Annotated in this window: 15 protein-coding genes and 1 pseudogene; 8 read left to right on the forward strand and 8 right to left on the reverse strand. The window is 72.8% G+C overall.

Going from position 1 to position 15665, the window contains the following annotated elements:
* The first annotated feature begins 27 nt into the window (after nucleotides 1-27).
* Nucleotides 28-564: a sigma-70 family RNA polymerase sigma factor gene (locus Actob_RS01820; RefSeq protein WP_189334609.1), complete on the forward strand. Its 537-nt coding sequence runs from the start codon at nucleotides 28-30 to the stop codon at nucleotides 562-564.
* Entirely contained in the window at nucleotides 561-1280 is a 720-nt protein-coding gene (locus Actob_RS01825) for a zf-HC2 domain-containing protein (protein ID WP_284918199.1), read from the forward strand. Before Actob_RS01820 ends, Actob_RS01825 begins: the two co-directional genes overlap by 4 nt.
* 201 nt (nucleotides 1281-1481) lie before the next feature.
* Here the strand turns inward: Actob_RS01825 and Actob_RS01830 are convergent, their stop codons facing one another.
* Both Actob_RS01830 and Actob_RS01835 read right to left on the reverse strand, forming a co-directional pair.
* On the reverse strand, nucleotides 1482-2960 hold the full coding sequence (locus tag Actob_RS01830) for a DHA2 family efflux MFS transporter permease subunit (RefSeq protein WP_284918201.1): 1479 nt from the start codon (nucleotides 2958-2960) through the stop codon (nucleotides 1482-1484).
* A 38-nt stretch (nucleotides 2961-2998) separates the two neighbouring features.
* On the reverse strand, nucleotides 2999-3481 hold the full coding sequence (locus tag Actob_RS01835) for a response regulator transcription factor (RefSeq protein ID WP_284918202.1): 483 nt from the start codon (nucleotides 3479-3481) through the stop codon (nucleotides 2999-3001).
* A gap of 153 nt (nucleotides 3482-3634) precedes the next feature.
* Here Actob_RS01835 and Actob_RS01840 point away from each other — a divergent pair, with 153 nt between their 5' ends.
* On the forward strand, nucleotides 3635-4654 hold the full coding sequence (locus Actob_RS01840; protein WP_284918203.1) for an NADPH:quinone reductase: 1020 nt from the start codon (nucleotides 3635-3637) through the stop codon (nucleotides 4652-4654).
* On the opposite strand, the gene Actob_RS01845 is transcribed toward Actob_RS01840, so the two are convergent.
* The 6 genes and pseudogenes from Actob_RS01845 to pseB all read right to left on the reverse strand — a co-directional run bounded on the left by Actob_RS01845 (nucleotide 4629) and on the right by pseB (nucleotide 11066).
* Nucleotides 4629-5639 (reverse strand): PseG/SpsG family protein, encoded by a 1011-nt coding sequence (locus tag Actob_RS01845; protein WP_284918204.1) that lies wholly within the window; start codon nucleotides 5637-5639, stop codon nucleotides 4629-4631. The two genes, Actob_RS01840 and Actob_RS01845, sit on opposite strands and share 26 nt — an antisense overlap.
* Before the next feature lie 79 nt (nucleotides 5640-5718).
* The gene (locus Actob_RS01850; protein ID WP_284922209.1) at nucleotides 5719-6417 is read right to left on the reverse strand and encodes a glycosyltransferase family protein; all 699 of its coding nucleotides are present in this window, start codon (nucleotides 6415-6417) and stop codon (nucleotides 5719-5721) included.
* A 40-nt stretch (nucleotides 6418-6457) separates the two neighbouring features.
* Nucleotides 6458-7945: a class I SAM-dependent methyltransferase gene (locus Actob_RS01855; protein WP_284918205.1), complete on the reverse strand. Its 1488-nt coding sequence runs from the start codon at nucleotides 7943-7945 to the stop codon at nucleotides 6458-6460.
* Between the two features lie 218 nt (nucleotides 7946-8163).
* Nucleotides 8164-8958 (reverse strand): annotated as a pseudogene (locus tag Actob_RS01860) (hypothetical protein); the annotation flags it as partial.
* Nucleotides 8959-8961: 3 nt separating this feature from the next.
* Nucleotides 8962-10086, reverse strand: coding sequence for a DegT/DnrJ/EryC1/StrS family aminotransferase (locus Actob_RS01865; protein WP_284918206.1), 1125 nt, complete (start codon nucleotides 10084-10086; stop codon nucleotides 8962-8964).
* Nucleotides 10086-11066: a UDP-N-acetylglucosamine 4,6-dehydratase (inverting) gene (gene pseB, locus Actob_RS01870; protein WP_284918207.1), complete on the reverse strand. Its 981-nt coding sequence runs from the start codon at nucleotides 11064-11066 to the stop codon at nucleotides 10086-10088. Before pseB ends, Actob_RS01865 begins: the two co-directional genes overlap by 1 nt.
* 189 nt (nucleotides 11067-11255) lie before the next feature.
* Here pseB and Actob_RS01875 point away from each other — a divergent pair, with 189 nt between their 5' ends.
* Genes Actob_RS01875 through Actob_RS01895 form a run of 5 tightly spaced genes read left to right on the forward strand, consistent with a single transcriptional unit; the run spans nucleotide 11256 to nucleotide 15661 of the window.
* Complete coding sequence (locus Actob_RS01875; RefSeq protein ID WP_284918208.1) at nucleotides 11256-11498, forward strand: acyl carrier protein; 243 nt, start codon at nucleotides 11256-11258, stop codon at nucleotides 11496-11498.
* Nucleotides 11495-12226: an SDR family NAD(P)-dependent oxidoreductase gene (locus Actob_RS01880; protein ID WP_284918210.1), complete on the forward strand. Its 732-nt coding sequence runs from the start codon at nucleotides 11495-11497 to the stop codon at nucleotides 12224-12226. The genes Actob_RS01875 and Actob_RS01880 overlap by 4 nt, the downstream gene beginning before the upstream one ends.
* Nucleotides 12223-13446: an AMP-binding protein gene (locus Actob_RS01885; protein WP_284918211.1), complete on the forward strand. Its 1224-nt coding sequence runs from the start codon at nucleotides 12223-12225 to the stop codon at nucleotides 13444-13446. Before Actob_RS01880 ends, Actob_RS01885 begins: the two co-directional genes overlap by 4 nt.
* Nucleotides 13443-14477 (forward strand): LuxE/PaaK family acyltransferase, encoded by a 1035-nt coding sequence (locus Actob_RS01890; protein WP_284918212.1) that lies wholly within the window; start codon nucleotides 13443-13445, stop codon nucleotides 14475-14477. The genes Actob_RS01885 and Actob_RS01890 overlap by 4 nt, the downstream gene beginning before the upstream one ends.
* On the forward strand, nucleotides 14474-15661 hold the full coding sequence (locus Actob_RS01895) for an acyl-CoA reductase (RefSeq protein WP_284918213.1): 1188 nt from the start codon (nucleotides 14474-14476) through the stop codon (nucleotides 15659-15661). The genes Actob_RS01890 and Actob_RS01895 overlap by 4 nt, the downstream gene beginning before the upstream one ends.
* Nucleotides 15662-15665: the final 4 nt, after the last annotated feature.

Here is a 15665-nt window from a genome sequence, read left to right on the forward strand (position 1 = left end):
GGCGGAACCCGAGGGGAGCTGGCGCCGATGAAGCGACGGGTGAGCCCCGACGAGCAACTGATGACCGCGCTCTACACGGAGCACTACTCCGTGCTGATCAATTTCGTCTCGCGATACGTCTCCGATCGGCACAAAGCCGAGGATCTGGTGCAGGAGACGCTGTTACGGGCCTGGAAGCACATCGACCACCTCGACCCGGAACCCGGGCGAACCAGGTCGTACCTGCTCACCATCGCTCGTAACGTGGTGACCAACGCCTGGCGGGCGGAACAGCGCCGGCCCAGGCTGGTCTCCGACGAGACGGCGGTCAACTCGGTGCCGTCGGCGGACAATGTGGATCAAATGGTGGAGGGCTGGCTGGTCGCTGAGGCGCTGGAGCGGCTCTCCCCGGAACACCGGGCGGTGATACAGGCCATGTACTACGAGGGCCAGAGCGTGGCCGACGCGGCCCGGCGACTCTCGGTACCGGAGGGCACGGTGAAATCACGTGCCTACTACGCGGTGCGTGCGCTCCGCGCCGTCTTCGAGGAGATGGGCATGCTCCGGAGCGGAGGTGCGGCATGAGCGATCTCGACGAGCACGGCGACCTCCATCGTCTGCTGGGCGGCTATCTGCTCGGTGGCCTGGACGAGACGGACACCGACCGGCTGGACGCGCACCTGCACGACTGCGCCGAGTGCCGGGCCGAGCTGGACCGGCTGGCGCCCGTACCGGAAATGCTTCAGCACCTGCCGGATTCCCGGCAGATGGGTGGTGATCTTCCGCCGCTGATGGTCGCCCCGACCGCGCGGCCGAGTCCGCAGAACATCGAGAACCTGCTCAGCCGGATGCGGGCGGAGAAAACCCGGGAGACCCGGGTCAGCCGGGTCCGGTGGCTGGTCGCCGCGTCGGTGGCGGTGATCGCGGCCGGCGCGATCGGGTACGGCGTACTGGTGAACAACGGCTCCCCGGGCGGCCAGCAACAGCCGCCACCGCCGGCCGCGATCAGCGCCAACTTCCTGCCCACCGCCGGCAGCGGGCTCGGCGGTCAGGCGACGCTCACCCCGAAGGCGTGGGGCGTGGAGATCGCCCTGAACATGAGCCGGATGGAGGGCAAGGCACCCTTCTTCTGCATGGTCAAACGGGCCGACGGCACGATGGAGCAGGCCGCCGCCTGGGGCGAGACGCCCGAGCACACGGCGAAGGTGAGCGGCGCCAGCTCGATCAAGGCGACCGACGTGACGGCCATCGTGATCACCGACAGCGGTGGAAAAGTGCTGGGCACCGCGAAGGTGGCCTGAGCGGAATCGGGGGCATGCCGATCGGTCTTCGGGTGCCCCCGAAGCTGCGTCCCGGCGACCGGGTGGCCGTGCTCTCCTGGGGATCCCGCACTGGAACCTGGCGGCGAACCGATGGCTCCGGCCGGTCGGCGACTACGCCGGTGGGGTGCCGCGAGTTCGGACACACCGACCCGCAGTGGGTGCTGCCGTAAGGCGGCCGGATCACCGTCGACGGGCCGGCGCGGTCGATCGTCGCCCACTTCTGACCGGCGGCCCGGCCGGGTCGCAGAAGCGGTGGTTCGGCGCCGGCTCGGCCGGGCGGCCGGGGATCGTCAGGTACGCGGCCAGCGCCCCGCCGATCAGCAGCCCGGCGCAGATCAGCATGGCGTTCCGATAGACCGGCTGGAGCTGGCCGGGATCGGTCAGTGACCCCGAGCCCAGTCCCGCCGCGAGCGGCAGCACCGCTACCGCGAGCAGGCCGGCCGCCCGGGCCACGGCGTTGTTCACGCCGGAGGCGATGCCGGCGTGCGCGTCGTCCAGGGCGCCCAGCGCGGTGGCGGTGAGCGGGGCGACCAGCAGCGTCAGTCCCGCACCGAAGAGCAGCACGCCGGGCAGCACCTCGGCCGGGTAGCCGGCGCCGGGGCCGACCCGCGACAGCAGCAGCAGGGCGGCGGCGCAGACCAGCGGGCCGGCGGTCATCGGGAGGCGCGGGCCGATCCGCTGGCCGAGCGCACCGCCCCGGGCGGAGAACAGCAGCATGATCACGGTGACCGGCAGCATGGCCAGGCCGGCGGCCAGCGCCGGGTAGCCGGCGACCACCTGGAGGTTGACCACGACCAGGAAGAACACACCGCCGTTGGCCGCGTACACCAGGAAGGTGACCAGGTTGGCGCCGGTGAAGGCCCGGTGCTGGAAGATCTCCGGCGGGACCATCGGATGGGCCGAGCGCAGCTCCGCCCGGACGAAGGCGGCCATCCCGAGCACCCCGGCGATCAGCGGGACCAGCACCGCCGGATGGCCCGCGCCGTGCGCCGGCCAGGCGGTGAAGCCGTAGGTCAGGCCGCCCAGCCCGAGGATGCCGGTGACCAGGCCGGCCACGTCGAACCGGCGGGCCGCCGACGGGTCCCGGGACTCCGGCACGTGCCGGGCGGCGACCCAGAGGACCAGCGCCGCCACCGGCACGTTGATCAGGAAGAGGTACCGCCAGCTGCCGATCTGGAGCAGCCAGCCACCGAGGAAGGGGCCGAGCGCGCCGCCGATGCCGCCGAGGCCGGACCAGGCGCCGATCGCCCGGGCCCGGTCACCGGACGCGAACGACGCCTCCAGGATGGCGAGCGCGCCGGGGGTGAGCAGGGCGCCGCCGACACCCTGCAGGATCCGGGCGGCGACCAGCAGTTCGATGGTCGGGGCCAGGCCGCAGAGCAGCGACGCCACCGCGAACCAGGAGATGCCCGCGAGGAACACCCGCTTGCGGCCCAGGCGGTCGCCGAGCGAGCCGCCGACCAGGATCAGCGAGGCGAGGGCGAGGCCGTAACCGTTGATCGTCCACTGCAGACCGGCGGCCGACGCGCCGAGGTCGCGGCCGAGCTCCGGCAGGGCCAGGTTGACCACCGTGGCGTCGATGAACGCCAGGCTGGAGCCGAGCACGGTGGCCAGCAGCACCCAGCGACCGGCGGCTGTGCCGTATCGGACCGGTTCCATGCGGCGACCCTACGCCGCTACCGGTGCGGGAAACGGGGTCAGGCGATCCGGCGTACGGCCACCTCGGCGTGCCGGACGGCCGGTGGCGGCACCGCGTGCCGGGCGGCGGCCAGCGCGACACGGGACGCGGTCGCCGAGCGGGCCGACCCGCAGCCCGGACGGCGGAGCAGGTCGCCGAGCCGGCCCACCAGCTCGGCCCGGGAGAACGGCTTGGCCAGGTAGTCGTCGGCGCCGGCGTGCAGGGCGGCGGTGATCTGGTTACGGTGCACGTCCGCGCTGACCATCATGATCGGCAGCGTCTCCAGGGCGGGGTCGCTGCGGATCCGGGCGCACAGCTCGATGCCGGACAGACCCGGCATCCGGACGTCGATCAGGGCGGCGTCGATGCCGCCGCTGGCGAGCGCGTCCAGGGCTCCGGGCGCGTCGCCGGCAGTCACCACCCGGTAGCCGGTCCGGCGCAGGGCGAGCGTGAGGAGGTCGCGATGGTCGGCCTCGTCATCGGCGATTAGAACGGTTAACACGCGGACCTCCTGAGCGGGCAACGACGTGCTATCTCCTCTTCGGCCCGGTGCTGGAACCACTGAGCCGTTGTGGGTTTGAACCGCGCGAGTTGTCAGAGTGGCGGGGGAGACGGGCCGGGCGCCCGGCGCCGCGTGCCGACATAGGGTGGGGTGATGCGTGCCGCCGTCTTCGCCCAGCCCGGTCCCGCCGCCACCGTCCTGGAGCTCGTCGAGCGCGCGTTGCCGCTGGCCGGCGCGGGCGAGGTGCGGGTCCGGATCGTGCTGTCGGCGGTGAACCCGACGGACACCGGCAGCCGGGCCGGACGCGGGGTGCCGGACGGGGTGGCCCCGCCGCGGGTGCCGCACCAGGACGGCGCCGGCGTGGTCGACGCGCTCGGCGAGGGGGTCACCGGCCTGGAGCCGGGCGACCGGGTCTGGGTCTGGGACGCCGGTCATGCCCGGGCGGGCGGCACCGCCCAGAAATACCTGGTGCTGCCCCGCCACCAGGTGGTCCGGATGAACGACGACGTCCCGTTCGAGGTGGGCGCGGCCCTGGGCATCCCGGCGCTGACCGCGCACCGCTGCCTCACCCTGGCCGCCGGTGGCCCGCAGCGGCTCGGGCCGGGCGCCCTGGCCGGGCGGACGGTGCTGGTCGCCGGTGGGGCCGGCGCGGTCGGCAACGCCGCGATCCAGCTCGCCAGGTGGGCCGGCGCGACGGTGCTGACCACGGAGAGCAGCAAGGAGAGAGCCGTGCTGGCGACCGCCGCCGGCGCCGACGCGGTGATCGACCATCGCGAGGCGGACGTGGCCGCCCGGGTCCGCGAGCTGAGCCCGGCCGGCCCGCACCTCATCGTGGAGGCCGACACCGGCAACCTCGACGCCGACCTGGACGTGATCGCCCCGGGCGGCCACATCGCCGTCCACGTGGCCGGTCAGATCGCCGTGTCCGGCACCAGGGCGGCGCTGAAGAACGTCAGCCTGGACTTCGTGCTGACCTACCCGACCACACCGGAGCAGAAGGCGCACGCGGTGGCGGCCGTCGCCGAGGCGGCGAACGCGGGCGCGTTCCGGGTCGGTGCGGAGCACGGGCTGCCGATCATCCGGTTCCCGTTCGACAGGGTGGCCGAGGCCCACGAGGCGGTGGCGCAGCACGCCGTGGGCAAGGTCGTCATCGAGGTGACAGCACCCTGCTGAGCAGCGCGTCGGCGACCCGTTCGACGCCACGGCCGTCCACGGCGGCCCAGCCGGCGGCGGCCAGCGCGGTGCGTGCGGCCGGGTCGGTGAGCAGGGTGCGCAGCACCTCGACGGCGGTGACGTCGAAGGCGCCCAGCCGTCCCAGGCCGGCGGCGTAACCACGGGCGACGGTCCGGTCGTACCCCAGGATCTGGTTGTCGACCACCCAGACCAGCGCGGCCGCCCGGCCCAGGCAGAGCAACTCCCAGGTCGACGTGCCGCTGGCACTGACCACCAGGTCGGCGCCGGCCAGCAGCTTGGGCAGGTGATCGGTGGGCGCGATGATCTCGAACCGCTGGCCGGGGCCGGGTGCGACGGTGAGCAGCTCGGCCCGCAGACCGTCGTCGGCGGCCACCACTGTCGCGTCGAAGGGCACGCCGGTGTCCGCGAGGAGCCGCGCGACCCGCGGCGCGGCACGGTAGGCGTCGGTGCCACCGAAGAAAGCGACGACCTTTGGGGTACGCACGTCGCCGTGCACCGGGGCGGCGACCGGTCGCAGCTGGCGCACCGCCGAGCGCAGCAACGCGTAATCCAGCCCGGTGAGCAGCTCCCCGCCGGCCGCCAGCGCGGTGTCCAGGTTCTGGTCGACGTAGATGTCGGCGCTCTGCCCGCGGGTCGCGCCGTCCACGATGGCCAGCACCGGGACGCCGGCCGCCCGCACCGCCGCGCTGTGCTGCGGCGGCAGCGTGTACGAGTCCACCACCAGCGCGTCCAGCCCGAGCCGCCGGGTGGCGGCGACCAGCCCGACCTCGTCGTAGGGCGCCGGGTGCCAGGGCAGCCCGCGCTGGTCGAGCTGGGCCTCGGCCCAGGCGACCCCGCCCAGATCGGCGAGGAAGTGCACGTCCACGCCGCGCGCGGTCAGCTCCTCGGCCAGCGCCACGCACCGCACGAGGTGCCCGACCCCGGTCCTCGGTCCGGCGTCGCACCGGATGCCGACGGCCGTCATGCCGGGCCGGCCGGGGCGTGCTCGGCGGGCCAGCGAGCGTCGCCGCCCGGTCGCGGTGGCTGCCGCTCGGTGCAGTCGATCATGCCTCGGACAGCTCCTTCTGGTGGATGTGCGCGTTGAGCTCGACCAGTTCAGGATGCTCGGCGAGCCAGTCGGCGACGGCCGCCACGCCGACCGGCCGGTCGCCGAACCGGTCGGCGATCGCCTCGATCAGCTTCCAGTCGTCCTCGGTGTCCAGGGTCAGCCGCAGATGCGACCGGTCCGGCAGCACTGTCACGCCGATCACGTCGAACTCGCCCGGGTGCGAGTAGATGTACGACGTCACGTGCGTCCGGTGATGCCCGGTGGCCCGGCCGTCGATGTCCCGCAGCACCGCCGCCCTGACCACCTCGACGTCCAGCCCGCGCGGCAGGGTCCGGGTGATCGACGTGGTCAGGTAGTCCACTCCGGACGCCGCGAAGACGTCGCGTACCCGCCTGACCAGCGAGGGGTCCAGCAGTGGGCAGTCGGCGGTGAACCGCAGCACGGTGTCCACGTCCGCGCGCCCGGCGAGCACGCCCAGGAACCGGGTCAGCACGTCGTCGACCGGGCCGCGGTAGCAGGTCACCCCGATCCGCGCGCACTCCGCCTCGACCGCGTCGTCGGCGGCCTCGGTGGTGGTCGCGACGACCAGGTCGTCGAGAACGCCGCTCTCCCGGGCGGCGCGGACCACCCGGTGCAGCACGGTCCGGCCGGCCAGCGGGCGCAGAACCTTGCCGGGGAGCCGGGTGGAGCCCATCCGGGCCTGGATGATGCCGAGCGTGGTCACGGTGAGTCCTTCAGGTCTGTCGGCGGAGTCGGTTGCCGGCGGTGCGGGCCAGGGCCAGGCCGGCCTTGACGGCGCGGTAGCCGAGGCTGCCGCTGAACGCGGCGATCTGCATCCGGGCGCGGCCCAGTTCGGCGTCCCGCTTCTCCAGCTCGTGCTCGAAGAAGCCGGCCCGGGCCTCGGCGTCGGCGAGCCGCCGGCGCAGTGCCAGGAACTGTTCCTCCCGTTCCCGGAGGCCGTCCGGGAGCGGCTGGTCGCCGGCGATGTCCGGGAGGTCGGCGAGCCCGGCCGCGCCGGCCAGGATCGCGGTGAGCCGGGGCAGTTCGGTGATCGCCTGCCACGGGTGGGAGTAACCGCCGGTGGTCAGCGTCCGGGCGAAGCGGGTCAGCGCGTCCGGGCAGGGCGGGGCGTCCGGGTCGAGCAGGGCGTACCGGTCGCCGTCCACCAGCACGTTGCCGGCCGCGGCGGTGGGCAGCGCGACCATCCAGCCGGTGAGCAGCCGCCGCAGCGCCGGCAGCTCGTGCCGCAGGGCAGCGGTGAGCAGCAGTTCCTCCAGCACGCGGCCGGGCGGCAGCGGCCGGTCGTCGTGCCCGCCGGCCGTGCGGCGCGACCAGCCATCCACCGGCGTGCCGACCAGCTCGGTGATCGTTCCCGGACCGGCGTGCAGCACCGGGGGCAGCGTCACGGCCGGGGCCGCGGCCGGGGCGCGGTGGGCGACGGCCAGCCAGGCCGGGGCCAGTTCGGCACCCAGGCCGCGGCGCACGGCCGCGCCGGCCAGGCGCCGGGGATCGCTCAGGACGGGCGTTCTCTCGTACGCCGAAGCGACGGACGCCGTGGCGAGCGCGCCGAGAGCGTCGATCGGCCCGTGCCCGAGAGTCTCCGGGGTGATCAGCAACGTCGGGTGATGGGGCAGTGGCCAGGCGGCCGCCAGGCCGGTCACCGGCAGGTCCTCGGCGTCCAGCGCGGCAGCCAGCCGGTCGGCCCGGCCCGGCGCGGCGCCGAACTCGCCGAGCGGCCGCCAGGCGTCGCCGGTCCGCGCCGCGGCGCGGATGCCCGGTTCGGTCAGGCGGTGCACGCCCAGCTCGTTGGCCACGGTGAGCAGCAGCGTCCCGCCGGGGCGGAGTGCCCGCTTGAGCGCGCGGATGGCGTCCAGCCAGTCGAGCTGGGGGCCGTCCGGGGAGCAGAGCCGGTCGGCGCCGTCCAGGGCGAGCACCGCGTCGTACCGGTCGATGTCGGTCAGCTTGGGAAGCGTGCCGCAGAGGATCCGGACTCCCGGGACGTCCCGCAGGTCCTGGGCGACCGCGTCCGGGTGCGAGCGGAGCAGGCAGGTCACCTCGCGGCCCGGGGCCAGTGCGGCGACCAGTTCCGGCTCGTGCGGACCGGCCAGCAGCACCCGGCCGCCGGTGGGTAGCAGGCCGGCCAGGTACCGCAGCAGCGGGCCGCCGGCCGGCGGGAGCTGCTCGGCGTACTCCGGCATCTCGCCGCCGATGAGCTGGATCATGCCACCTCCCCGGCCGCAGTCGCCGTCGTCGGGCTGGCACACACGGTGGTGTCCGGGGCCGGGAGACCACCGTGGGTGCCAGCCGCTTTCTGTCGGCTGGTGGTGGCGGTGGTGTCCGGGGCCGGGAGACCACCGTGGGTGCCAGCCGCTTTTTGGCGGCTGGTGGTGGCGGTGGTGTCCGGGGCCGGGAGACCACCGTGGGGGCCAGCCGGGGCCGGCCAGCCGAGGATGGCGCGCAGTTCGGCTGGTGACGCCAGGTGGCCGTCGCCGAGCTCGGCCAGTGCGGTGGCCCGGGCCGCGACCGGGTCCGGCGCGACCCCGTGCAGCTCCGGCCACTCCCGGCGGATCCGGTCGGCGGTAGCGGTGTCCTCCGAGGCCAGCCGCATCGGGTCGCCGTAGACGGCGGGCTCGCACCCGGCCGCCGCGCCGTAGAGCACCGCGCTGCTCAGCCGGTTGGACGCCACCCGCCGGTGCCGGCGCAGCTCGGCGAGCTGGTTGTGCAGGAACCGGGTGTCGGTCCGCATCCGCATGTATCCCCGGTAGCCGTGGCAGATCACCCGGCCGGCCTGCTCGTAGAACGCCCGCACCCGGTCGTCCCGGAACTCCTGCCAGTACAGGCAGAAGGTGACCGGGCCGGGTTCGGTGGCCAGGATCTCGTCGATCAGCCGCCGGTGGTCGCCGGTGACGTGCTGGCCCTCCCAGCCGTGGAACGGGTACCAGATGGTGCCGGTCCGCTCGACCGGCTCGTCCGGCGTGGACCGCAGCAGGTAGAGGAAGGGCGCGCCGGTGACCATGGCCAGCGGGCGGCCCATCGACCAGGCCCGCCGGCGGGTCCGCTCGGACCAGACGAAGATCGGCCGGCCGGGCGCGTACGGCGTGCCGGCGCCCAGCCCGTCGACCACGTTCCAGCCGTGCTGCAGGTACCCGTCGACCCGCGGTGGGTCCGCCGGGTCCAGCCCGCAGTACTCGGCCAGCACGTGGGCGTGGCCGTAGAAGTGATTGCCGTGGTGCACCGGCTAACTCCCGAGAACGCCGCGCACGGTGTCGATGACGCGATCCTGGTCGGCGTCGCTGAGGTCGACGAAGAGCGGCAGGGAGAGCTCCTCGGCGTAGAAGGACTCGGCCACCGGGCACATGCCGCGCCGGTACCCGAGGTCCTCGAACACCGGGTGCCAGTACACCGGGATGTAGTTGACCTGCACACCGATCCCGGCCGCGTGCAGCCGGTCGTAGACCTCGCGGCGCCGGCCGTCCAGCACGCGTACCGGATAGAGGTGCCGCATCGGGTCGACGTCGTCAGGGGTCACCGGCAGCCGCAGCCCGGGTACGTCGGCGAGCAGCGCGTCGTACCGGGCGGCCAGGTACTGCCGGCGTGCCTTGAACGCGGCCAGCCGGCGCAGCTGGGCGCTGCCGAGCGCGCAGAGCACGTCCGGCAGCCGGTAGTTCAGGCCGAACTCGTGCACCTCGTAGAACCAGCGGCCCTCGTCGGTGTGCCGTAGCTTCTCCGGCTGCTTCACCATGCCGACCGTGCGGAACGTGCGGAGCCGGTCCACCAGGTCAGGGTGGATCGAGGCGACCGCGCCGCCCTCACCGGTGGTCAGGTTCTTGGTCGGGAAGAAGGAGAACGTGGTCAGGTCGGCGAGCGAACCGACCGGCCGGCCCCGGTAGGCCGAGCCGATCGCGTGCGCCGCGTCCGCGATCAGCACGGCGCCGGCGCTGTCGCTGAGTTTGCGCAGCCGGTCGTAGTCGGCCGGCACGCCGGCGTAGTCGACGGCGGCGATCGCGCGGGTGCGCGGGGTCAGCGCGGCCTCGGCGGCGGCCGGGTCCAGGTTCGCGGTGCCCTCGTCGATGTCGGCGAAGACCACTGTGGCGCCGAGCATGGCCGCGCCGGAGGCGGTGGCCACGAACGTCATCGGCGTGGTGACCACCTCGTCACCCCGGCCGATGCCGGCCGCGGCGTACGCGGCGTGCAGCGCTGTGGTCCCGTTGGTGACCGTCACGCACGGCGCGCCGGCGACCTGCTCCAGCTCCGCCTCGAACCCCCGGACCCGGGGGCCGGTGGTCAGCCAGTCGCTGCCCAGCGCGGCGACCACGGCGTCCACGTCGGACGGAGCGATGGACTGGCGTCCGTACGGCAGCATCACTTCTCCGACAGCAGGTCGCGCATCTCGTCCACCGAGAGCCACAGGTCGTTGTTGTCGGAGCGGTAGTTGAAGCCGTCGGCGACCTGCTCGCCACCCTCCGGCGTCTCGTAACCCCAGCTCGCGGCGACCGGCTGGACCACGTACCGGTCCTTGAAGCGCAGCGTGCGGCGGCTGTCGTCGGCAGCGATCATCTCCTCGTGCAGCTTCTCGCCCGGGCGCATGCCGATCTCGTGGGTCGGCGAGCCGGGCGCCACCGCCTCGACCAGGTCGAGGATCCGCATGCTCGGAATCCGCGGCACGTAGAGCTCGCCGCCGCGCATCACGTCGAAGGAGTTGACGACGAACTCGACGGCCTGGTCCAGGGTGATCCAGAACCGGGTCATCCGCTTGTCGGTGATCGGCAGGCTCTTGTTCTCGGCGGCCAGCTGGCGGAAGAACGGGACCACCGAGCCGCGGCTGCCCATCACGTTGCCGTAGCGGACCACTGCCAGCCGGGTCGAGTGGGTGGCGGCGTAGTGGTTGCCAGCCACCACGATCTTGTCGGCGGCCAGCTTGGTCGCGCCGTACAGGTTGATCGGGCTGGACGCCTTGTCGGTGGAGAGCGCGACGACCTTCTTGACCTCGGCCTGGATGGCCGCGTCGATCACGTTCTGGGTGCCGTTGATGTTGGTCGCGACGAACTCCGACGGGTTGTACTCGGCGGTGTCCACCTGCTTCAGGGCAGCGGCGTGCACCACGTGGTCGATGCCGTGCATGGCCCGGTCCAGGCGGGCACGGTCCCGGATGTCGCCGAGGAAGAACCGCAGCCGGGGATCGCCCCCGAACATCTGCCGGACCTCGTACTGCTTCAGCTCGTCACGGGAGAACACCACGATGCGATGCGGGTCGAGGTGGGTGAGCGCGTACTTCAGAAATGCCTTGCCGAACGAGCCGGTGGCGCCGGTGACAAGGATCGAGGATCCGCTGATTTCAGACACGTGTTTTCTCCGGGGGACTGGGCAGCAAGGCGCTACGGGGCGGAAGCATAACCACCTGTCCAGGCAATTCCTCGGGTCGCGGAGAACAGCCAATGGCAATTCATTTTCAGTTCAACCGGGATTGGTCGTGACGACCGCGCGGCTGCGGGAAGGTGAAGTCCTCCATTTACCACCCCTGGGAGTAACACCGTGACTGAGCTGCAGAGACTGCGCGACGCGTTCCGTACCGCGCTGGACCTTCCGGCGGACGCGCCCGTGGACGACCTGCGCTACCAGGACAATGAGAAGTGGGACTCCCTGGCGCACATGTCGCTCGTCGCCGCTATCGAAGATGAATTCTCGGTAATGATCGACACGGACGACGTCATCAATATGTCCAGCTTCGCCGAGGCCGTGCGAATCCTCGGTAAATACGGAGTGGACGTCAAGTGAGCGTCGCCCTGGTGACCGGGGCGTCGCGCGGCATCGGCCGGGCGGCCGCCCACCGTCTCGCCGAGCGGGGTTACGACCTGGTCCTGCACGGGCACGGCCCGGCCGGGGTCGCCGAGACCGCCGAGGCGCTGGCCGGCAAGTTCGGGGTGACGGTGGTCCACGGCGCCGGCGACATCGCCGACCCGCAGACCAGCAAGGCACTGGCCCGGCTCGCCTTCGAGCGGTTCAAGCGGCTGGACGCGCTGGTGGTCAACGCCGGCACGCACGCCGCCGGGATGCTCGGCATGACCGGCGACGACACCATCGCCCGGCTGTTCGCGGTGAACGCGGCGGGTGCGGCGTACACCCTGCAGCACGCGGTGCGCCTGCTGGCCCGCGGGGAGAACCCGGCAGTGGTGCTGACCGCCTCGATCACCGGCACCCACGGGGCGGCCGGTCAGGCCGTCTACGCCGCGTCCAAGGCCGCCGTGGCCGGGCTGACCAGGTCGGCTGCCAAGGAACTCGGGCCGCGTGGCATCCGGGTGAACGCCGTCGCGCCCGGCTTCATCGCCACCGACATGCTCGACACCCTGGACGAGGCCGGCCGCGCCGAGCGGATCGCCGCCACCGCCCTGGGCCGGCTCGGCGTCGCCGAGGAGGTCGCCGACGTGATCGCCTTCCTGCTCTCCACCGAGGCCCGGTTCGTGACCGGCCAGATCGTCGGGGTCGACGGGGGACTGACACTGTGAACCTGCTCCACCCGGATGCCCGCGTGATCGACGCCGCGACCGGTGCCGAACTCACCCCCGAGCTGATCGACGCGGCCGCCGCCGAGCTGGCCGGCGAGCACCTGGTCTTCCTGCCGATGCCGTCGACAGTGCCGGCGGTCGCCCGCTACCTCGCGGCGCTGCGGCTCGGCGTGCCCGTCGTACTGCTCGACCCGGACGCCGACCACACCGCGCTGATCGAGCGGTACGCCACCGACCGGGTGCATCCGGACCTCGCGCTGCTGCTCACCACCAGCGGGTCGACCGGCGACCCGAAGCTGGTCAGGTTGTCCCGCTCGGCGGTGCTGGCCAACGCCGGGCAGGTGGCCGACAGCCTCGGCGTGACCGGCGCCGACGTGGCGATCACCACGCTGCCGCTGTTCTACTCGTACGGCATGTCGGTGCTGCACTCGCACCTGCTGCGCGGAGCCACCGTGATCCTCGAACGCAGCGGCATCATGCAGCGCGACTTCTGGACGGCGGTGAACGAGCACCGGGTCAGCTCGATGGCGTTCGTGCCGTACCAGTACGAGATGCTGCGCCGGCTGCGCTTCGACCCGGCCAAGTACCCGACGCTGCGGACGATCACGCAGGCGGGCGGCCGGTTGCGTACCGAAATGGTCGCCGAATTCGCCGCCAAGATGGCCGCCGTGGGTGGCCGGATGTTCGTGATGTACGGGCAGACCGAGGCCGGGCCCCGGATGGCCACGCTGCCCCCGGAGCGGATCGCCGACAAGCTCGGCTCGGTCGGCCTGCCGATGCCCGGGGCGAGCTTCGCCATCGAGGACGACGAGGTCGTCTACCGCGGCCCGAACGTGATGATGGGGTACGCCGAGTCCGCCGCCGACCTGGTCAAGGGCGACGAGCTGGGCGGCGTGCTGCGCACCGGCGACCTGGGCCGGCTCGACGAGGAGGGCTTCCTCCACCTCACCGGCCGGCTCAAGCGGATGGGCAAGGTGTTCGGGGTCCGGATCAACCTGGACGACGTGGAGCGGAACTTCCCGGTGACCGCGGTGGCCGGCGACGACAAGCTGCACGTGTTCGCCGAGGGGATCGGCGCCGACGAGGCCCGGGCGCTGCGCACCAAGATCGCCGAGTGGCTCGGGAGTCACTTCACCGGCATCGACGTACGCGTGATCGAAGCCTTGCCGTTGCTGCCGAACGGCAAGACGGACTATCGGGCGCTGGAGGCGTCGCTGTGAGTGTCTTCACCCTCGCTCAGGACGAGAAGGAGGCGGCGCTGCTGCCCCAGCTCGACGAGCTGACCTCCTTCCACCGGGCGAACTGCGAGCCCTATGACCGCATCCTGTCGGCATCCGGCTACCAGAAGGCCTCCGGCATCGCCGAGTTGCCGTGGTTGCCGGTACGGCTGTTCAAGACGCTGGACCTCAAGAGCATCCCGGACGACGAGGTGTTCAAGGTCCTCACCTCCAGCGGCACCACCGGCGACGTCAGCAGGATCTACCTGGACAAGGCGGCCGCCGCCGAGCAGCAGAAACGGCTGGCCGCCACGGTGCAGACCGTGCTCGGCCCGAAACGGCTGCCGATGCTGCTGGTCGACACCAAGGCGATGCTCAAGGACCGCCGCTCGTTCAGCGCCCGTGGCGCCGGCGTGCTCGGCATGTCCACCTTCGGCCGGGACCACGTCTGGGCCCTCGACCTGGACGGGCAGGTCGACCTGGCCGCCATCCGGGGCTTCCTGGCCCGGCACGGCGACGCGCCGTTCCTGATCTTCGGCTTCACCTTCCTGGTCTGGCTGCACCTCTACGAGGTGGCCCGGGACAACGGCCTCGACCTCGCGAACGGCATCCTGATCCACTCCGGCGGCTGGAAGAAGCTGGTCGACCAGGCGGTCTCGCCCGACGAGTTCCGGGCACGGCTGGCCGGCGTCGGCCTGACCCGGGTGCACAACTACTACGGCATGGTCGAGCAGATCGGCACGATCTTCCTGGAGGGGCCGGACGGTGGCGCGCTGTACTGCCCGGACTTCGCGGACGTGGTCATCCGCGACCCGCTGACCTGGGCGGAGCTCCCACCCGGCGAACCGGGGCTGATCGAGGTGATCAGCACGCTGCCCACCTCGTACCCCGGTCATGTGCTGCTCACCGAGGACCTCGGCGTGGTGCACGGGATCGACGACGGGGCCTGGCCGGGCAAGCGCTTCTCGGTGCTCGGCCGGCTGCCGCGCGCGGAGGCACGGGGCTGCTCCGACACGTACCGGGAGGCGGCATGAGCATGCGGTTCCGATTCGGCGCCGAGGGGGACGTCACGGCGCCCTCCGACGACCGGCTCGCCGTCGGTGACCCGCGGGTCGTCGACTTCCTCGCCAAGCTGGCCCGCAAGCTGCTCGCCCCGGCGCTCGCCCGGCGGCACCCGGAGCTGGGCTCGCTCGGCTACTTCTTGCGCCCCGCCGAGCTCAAGCGCGCGGTGGACCGGATGCGGCGGGACGACGCGCTGGTCTTCCCCCGGGGCAACGTCTTCCACATCCCGCCGGCCAACGTGGACACCATCTTCGTCTACTCGTGGGCGCTCGCCGCGCTGGCCGGGAACCACAACGTGGTCCGGATCTCCAGCCGGTCGGCCGGCGCGGCGGAGGCGATCTTCCAGGCGCTGAACGAGGTCGACGCCGACCCGGTGATCGCCCGCACCCAGCGGATGGTCACCTACGGCCGGGACGACGCCGTCACCGGCGCGCTCAGCCGCTGGGCCGACCTGCGGGTGATCTGGGGCGGCGACGCCGCGGTGGAGGCGATTCGCCGGCACCCGCTGCGGCCGTCCGGGCGGGACCTGACCTTCCCGGACCGGACGTCCTGGGCGGTGCTCTCGATTCCCGGCTGGCGGGCCGCCGACCCGGCCGCCCGCAAGGCCGCGGCGCTCGGGTTCGCCAACGACGCGTACTGGTTCGACCAGGCCGCCTGCTCGTCCCCGCGGACCGTGTTCCTGGTCGGTGCCGGCGACGCCGAGGCGGTCCGGGCGGAGTTCCTGGAGCTGCTGCTGGAGGTCGTCGACCAGCGGGGCTGGACGGTGGACGCGGCGATGGCGGTGGAGAAGCGGGTCAACGCGTACGGGCTGGCGGCCACCGGTGCCGCCACCTCGATGGAGTTCCCGGACAACCGGATCACCTCGCTCACCCTGACCGGATCGGATCAGGTGCCCCGGCGCTGGATCGGGGCCGGCGCCTTCCCGTTCGCGCGGGCCGGGTCCCTGGTCGACCTGGTGCCGGTGATGACCCGGCAGGACCAGACGGTGAGCCACTTCGGGTTCACCCCGGCCGAGCTGCGCGAGTTCGCGACAGCGTTGGGCGGCCGCGGGGTGGACCGGATCGTGCCGTTCGGCTCGGCGCTGACCTTCGGGGCGATGTGGGACGGGTACGACCTGCCCGCCGAGTTCACCCGCCTCACCACCCTGCAGACCTGACCAG

It is taken from the genome of Actinoplanes oblitus (assembly GCF_030252345.1).
Classification (GTDB): domain Bacteria; phylum Actinomycetota; class Actinomycetes; order Mycobacteriales; family Micromonosporaceae; genus Actinoplanes; species Actinoplanes oblitus.

Bases quoted from the DNA above. Each gene is read 5' to 3' on its own strand.
- Actob_RS01820 (WP_189334609.1), top strand. From the start codon at position 28: ATGAAGCGACGGGTGAGCCCCGACGAGCAACTGATGACCGCGCTCTAC.
- Actob_RS01825 (WP_284918199.1), top strand. From the start codon at position 561: ATGAGCGATCTCGACGAGCACGGCGACCTCCATCGTCTGCTGGGCGGC.
- Actob_RS01830 (WP_284918201.1), bottom strand. From the start codon at position 2,960: ATGGAACCGGTCCGATACGGCACAGCCGCCGGTCGCTGGGTGCTGCTG.
- Actob_RS01840 (WP_284918203.1), top strand. From the start codon at position 3,635: ATGCGTGCCGCCGTCTTCGCCCAGCCCGGTCCCGCCGCCACCGTCCTG.
- Actob_RS01845 (WP_284918204.1), bottom strand. From the start codon at position 5,639: ATGACGGCCGTCGGCATCCGGTGCGACGCCGGACCGAGGACCGGGGTC.
- Actob_RS01850 (WP_284922209.1), bottom strand. From the start codon at position 6,417: ATGGGCTCCACCCGGCTCCCCGGCAAGGTTCTGCGCCCGCTGGCCGGC.
- Actob_RS01855 (WP_284918205.1), bottom strand. From the start codon at position 7,945: ATGATCCAGCTCATCGGCGGCGAGATGCCGGAGTACGCCGAGCAGCTC.
- Actob_RS01865 (WP_284918206.1), bottom strand. From the start codon at position 10,086: ATGCTGCCGTACGGACGCCAGTCCATCGCTCCGTCCGACGTGGACGCC.
- Actob_RS01895 (WP_284918213.1), top strand. From the start codon at position 14,474: ATGAGCATGCGGTTCCGATTCGGCGCCGAGGGGGACGTCACGGCGCCC.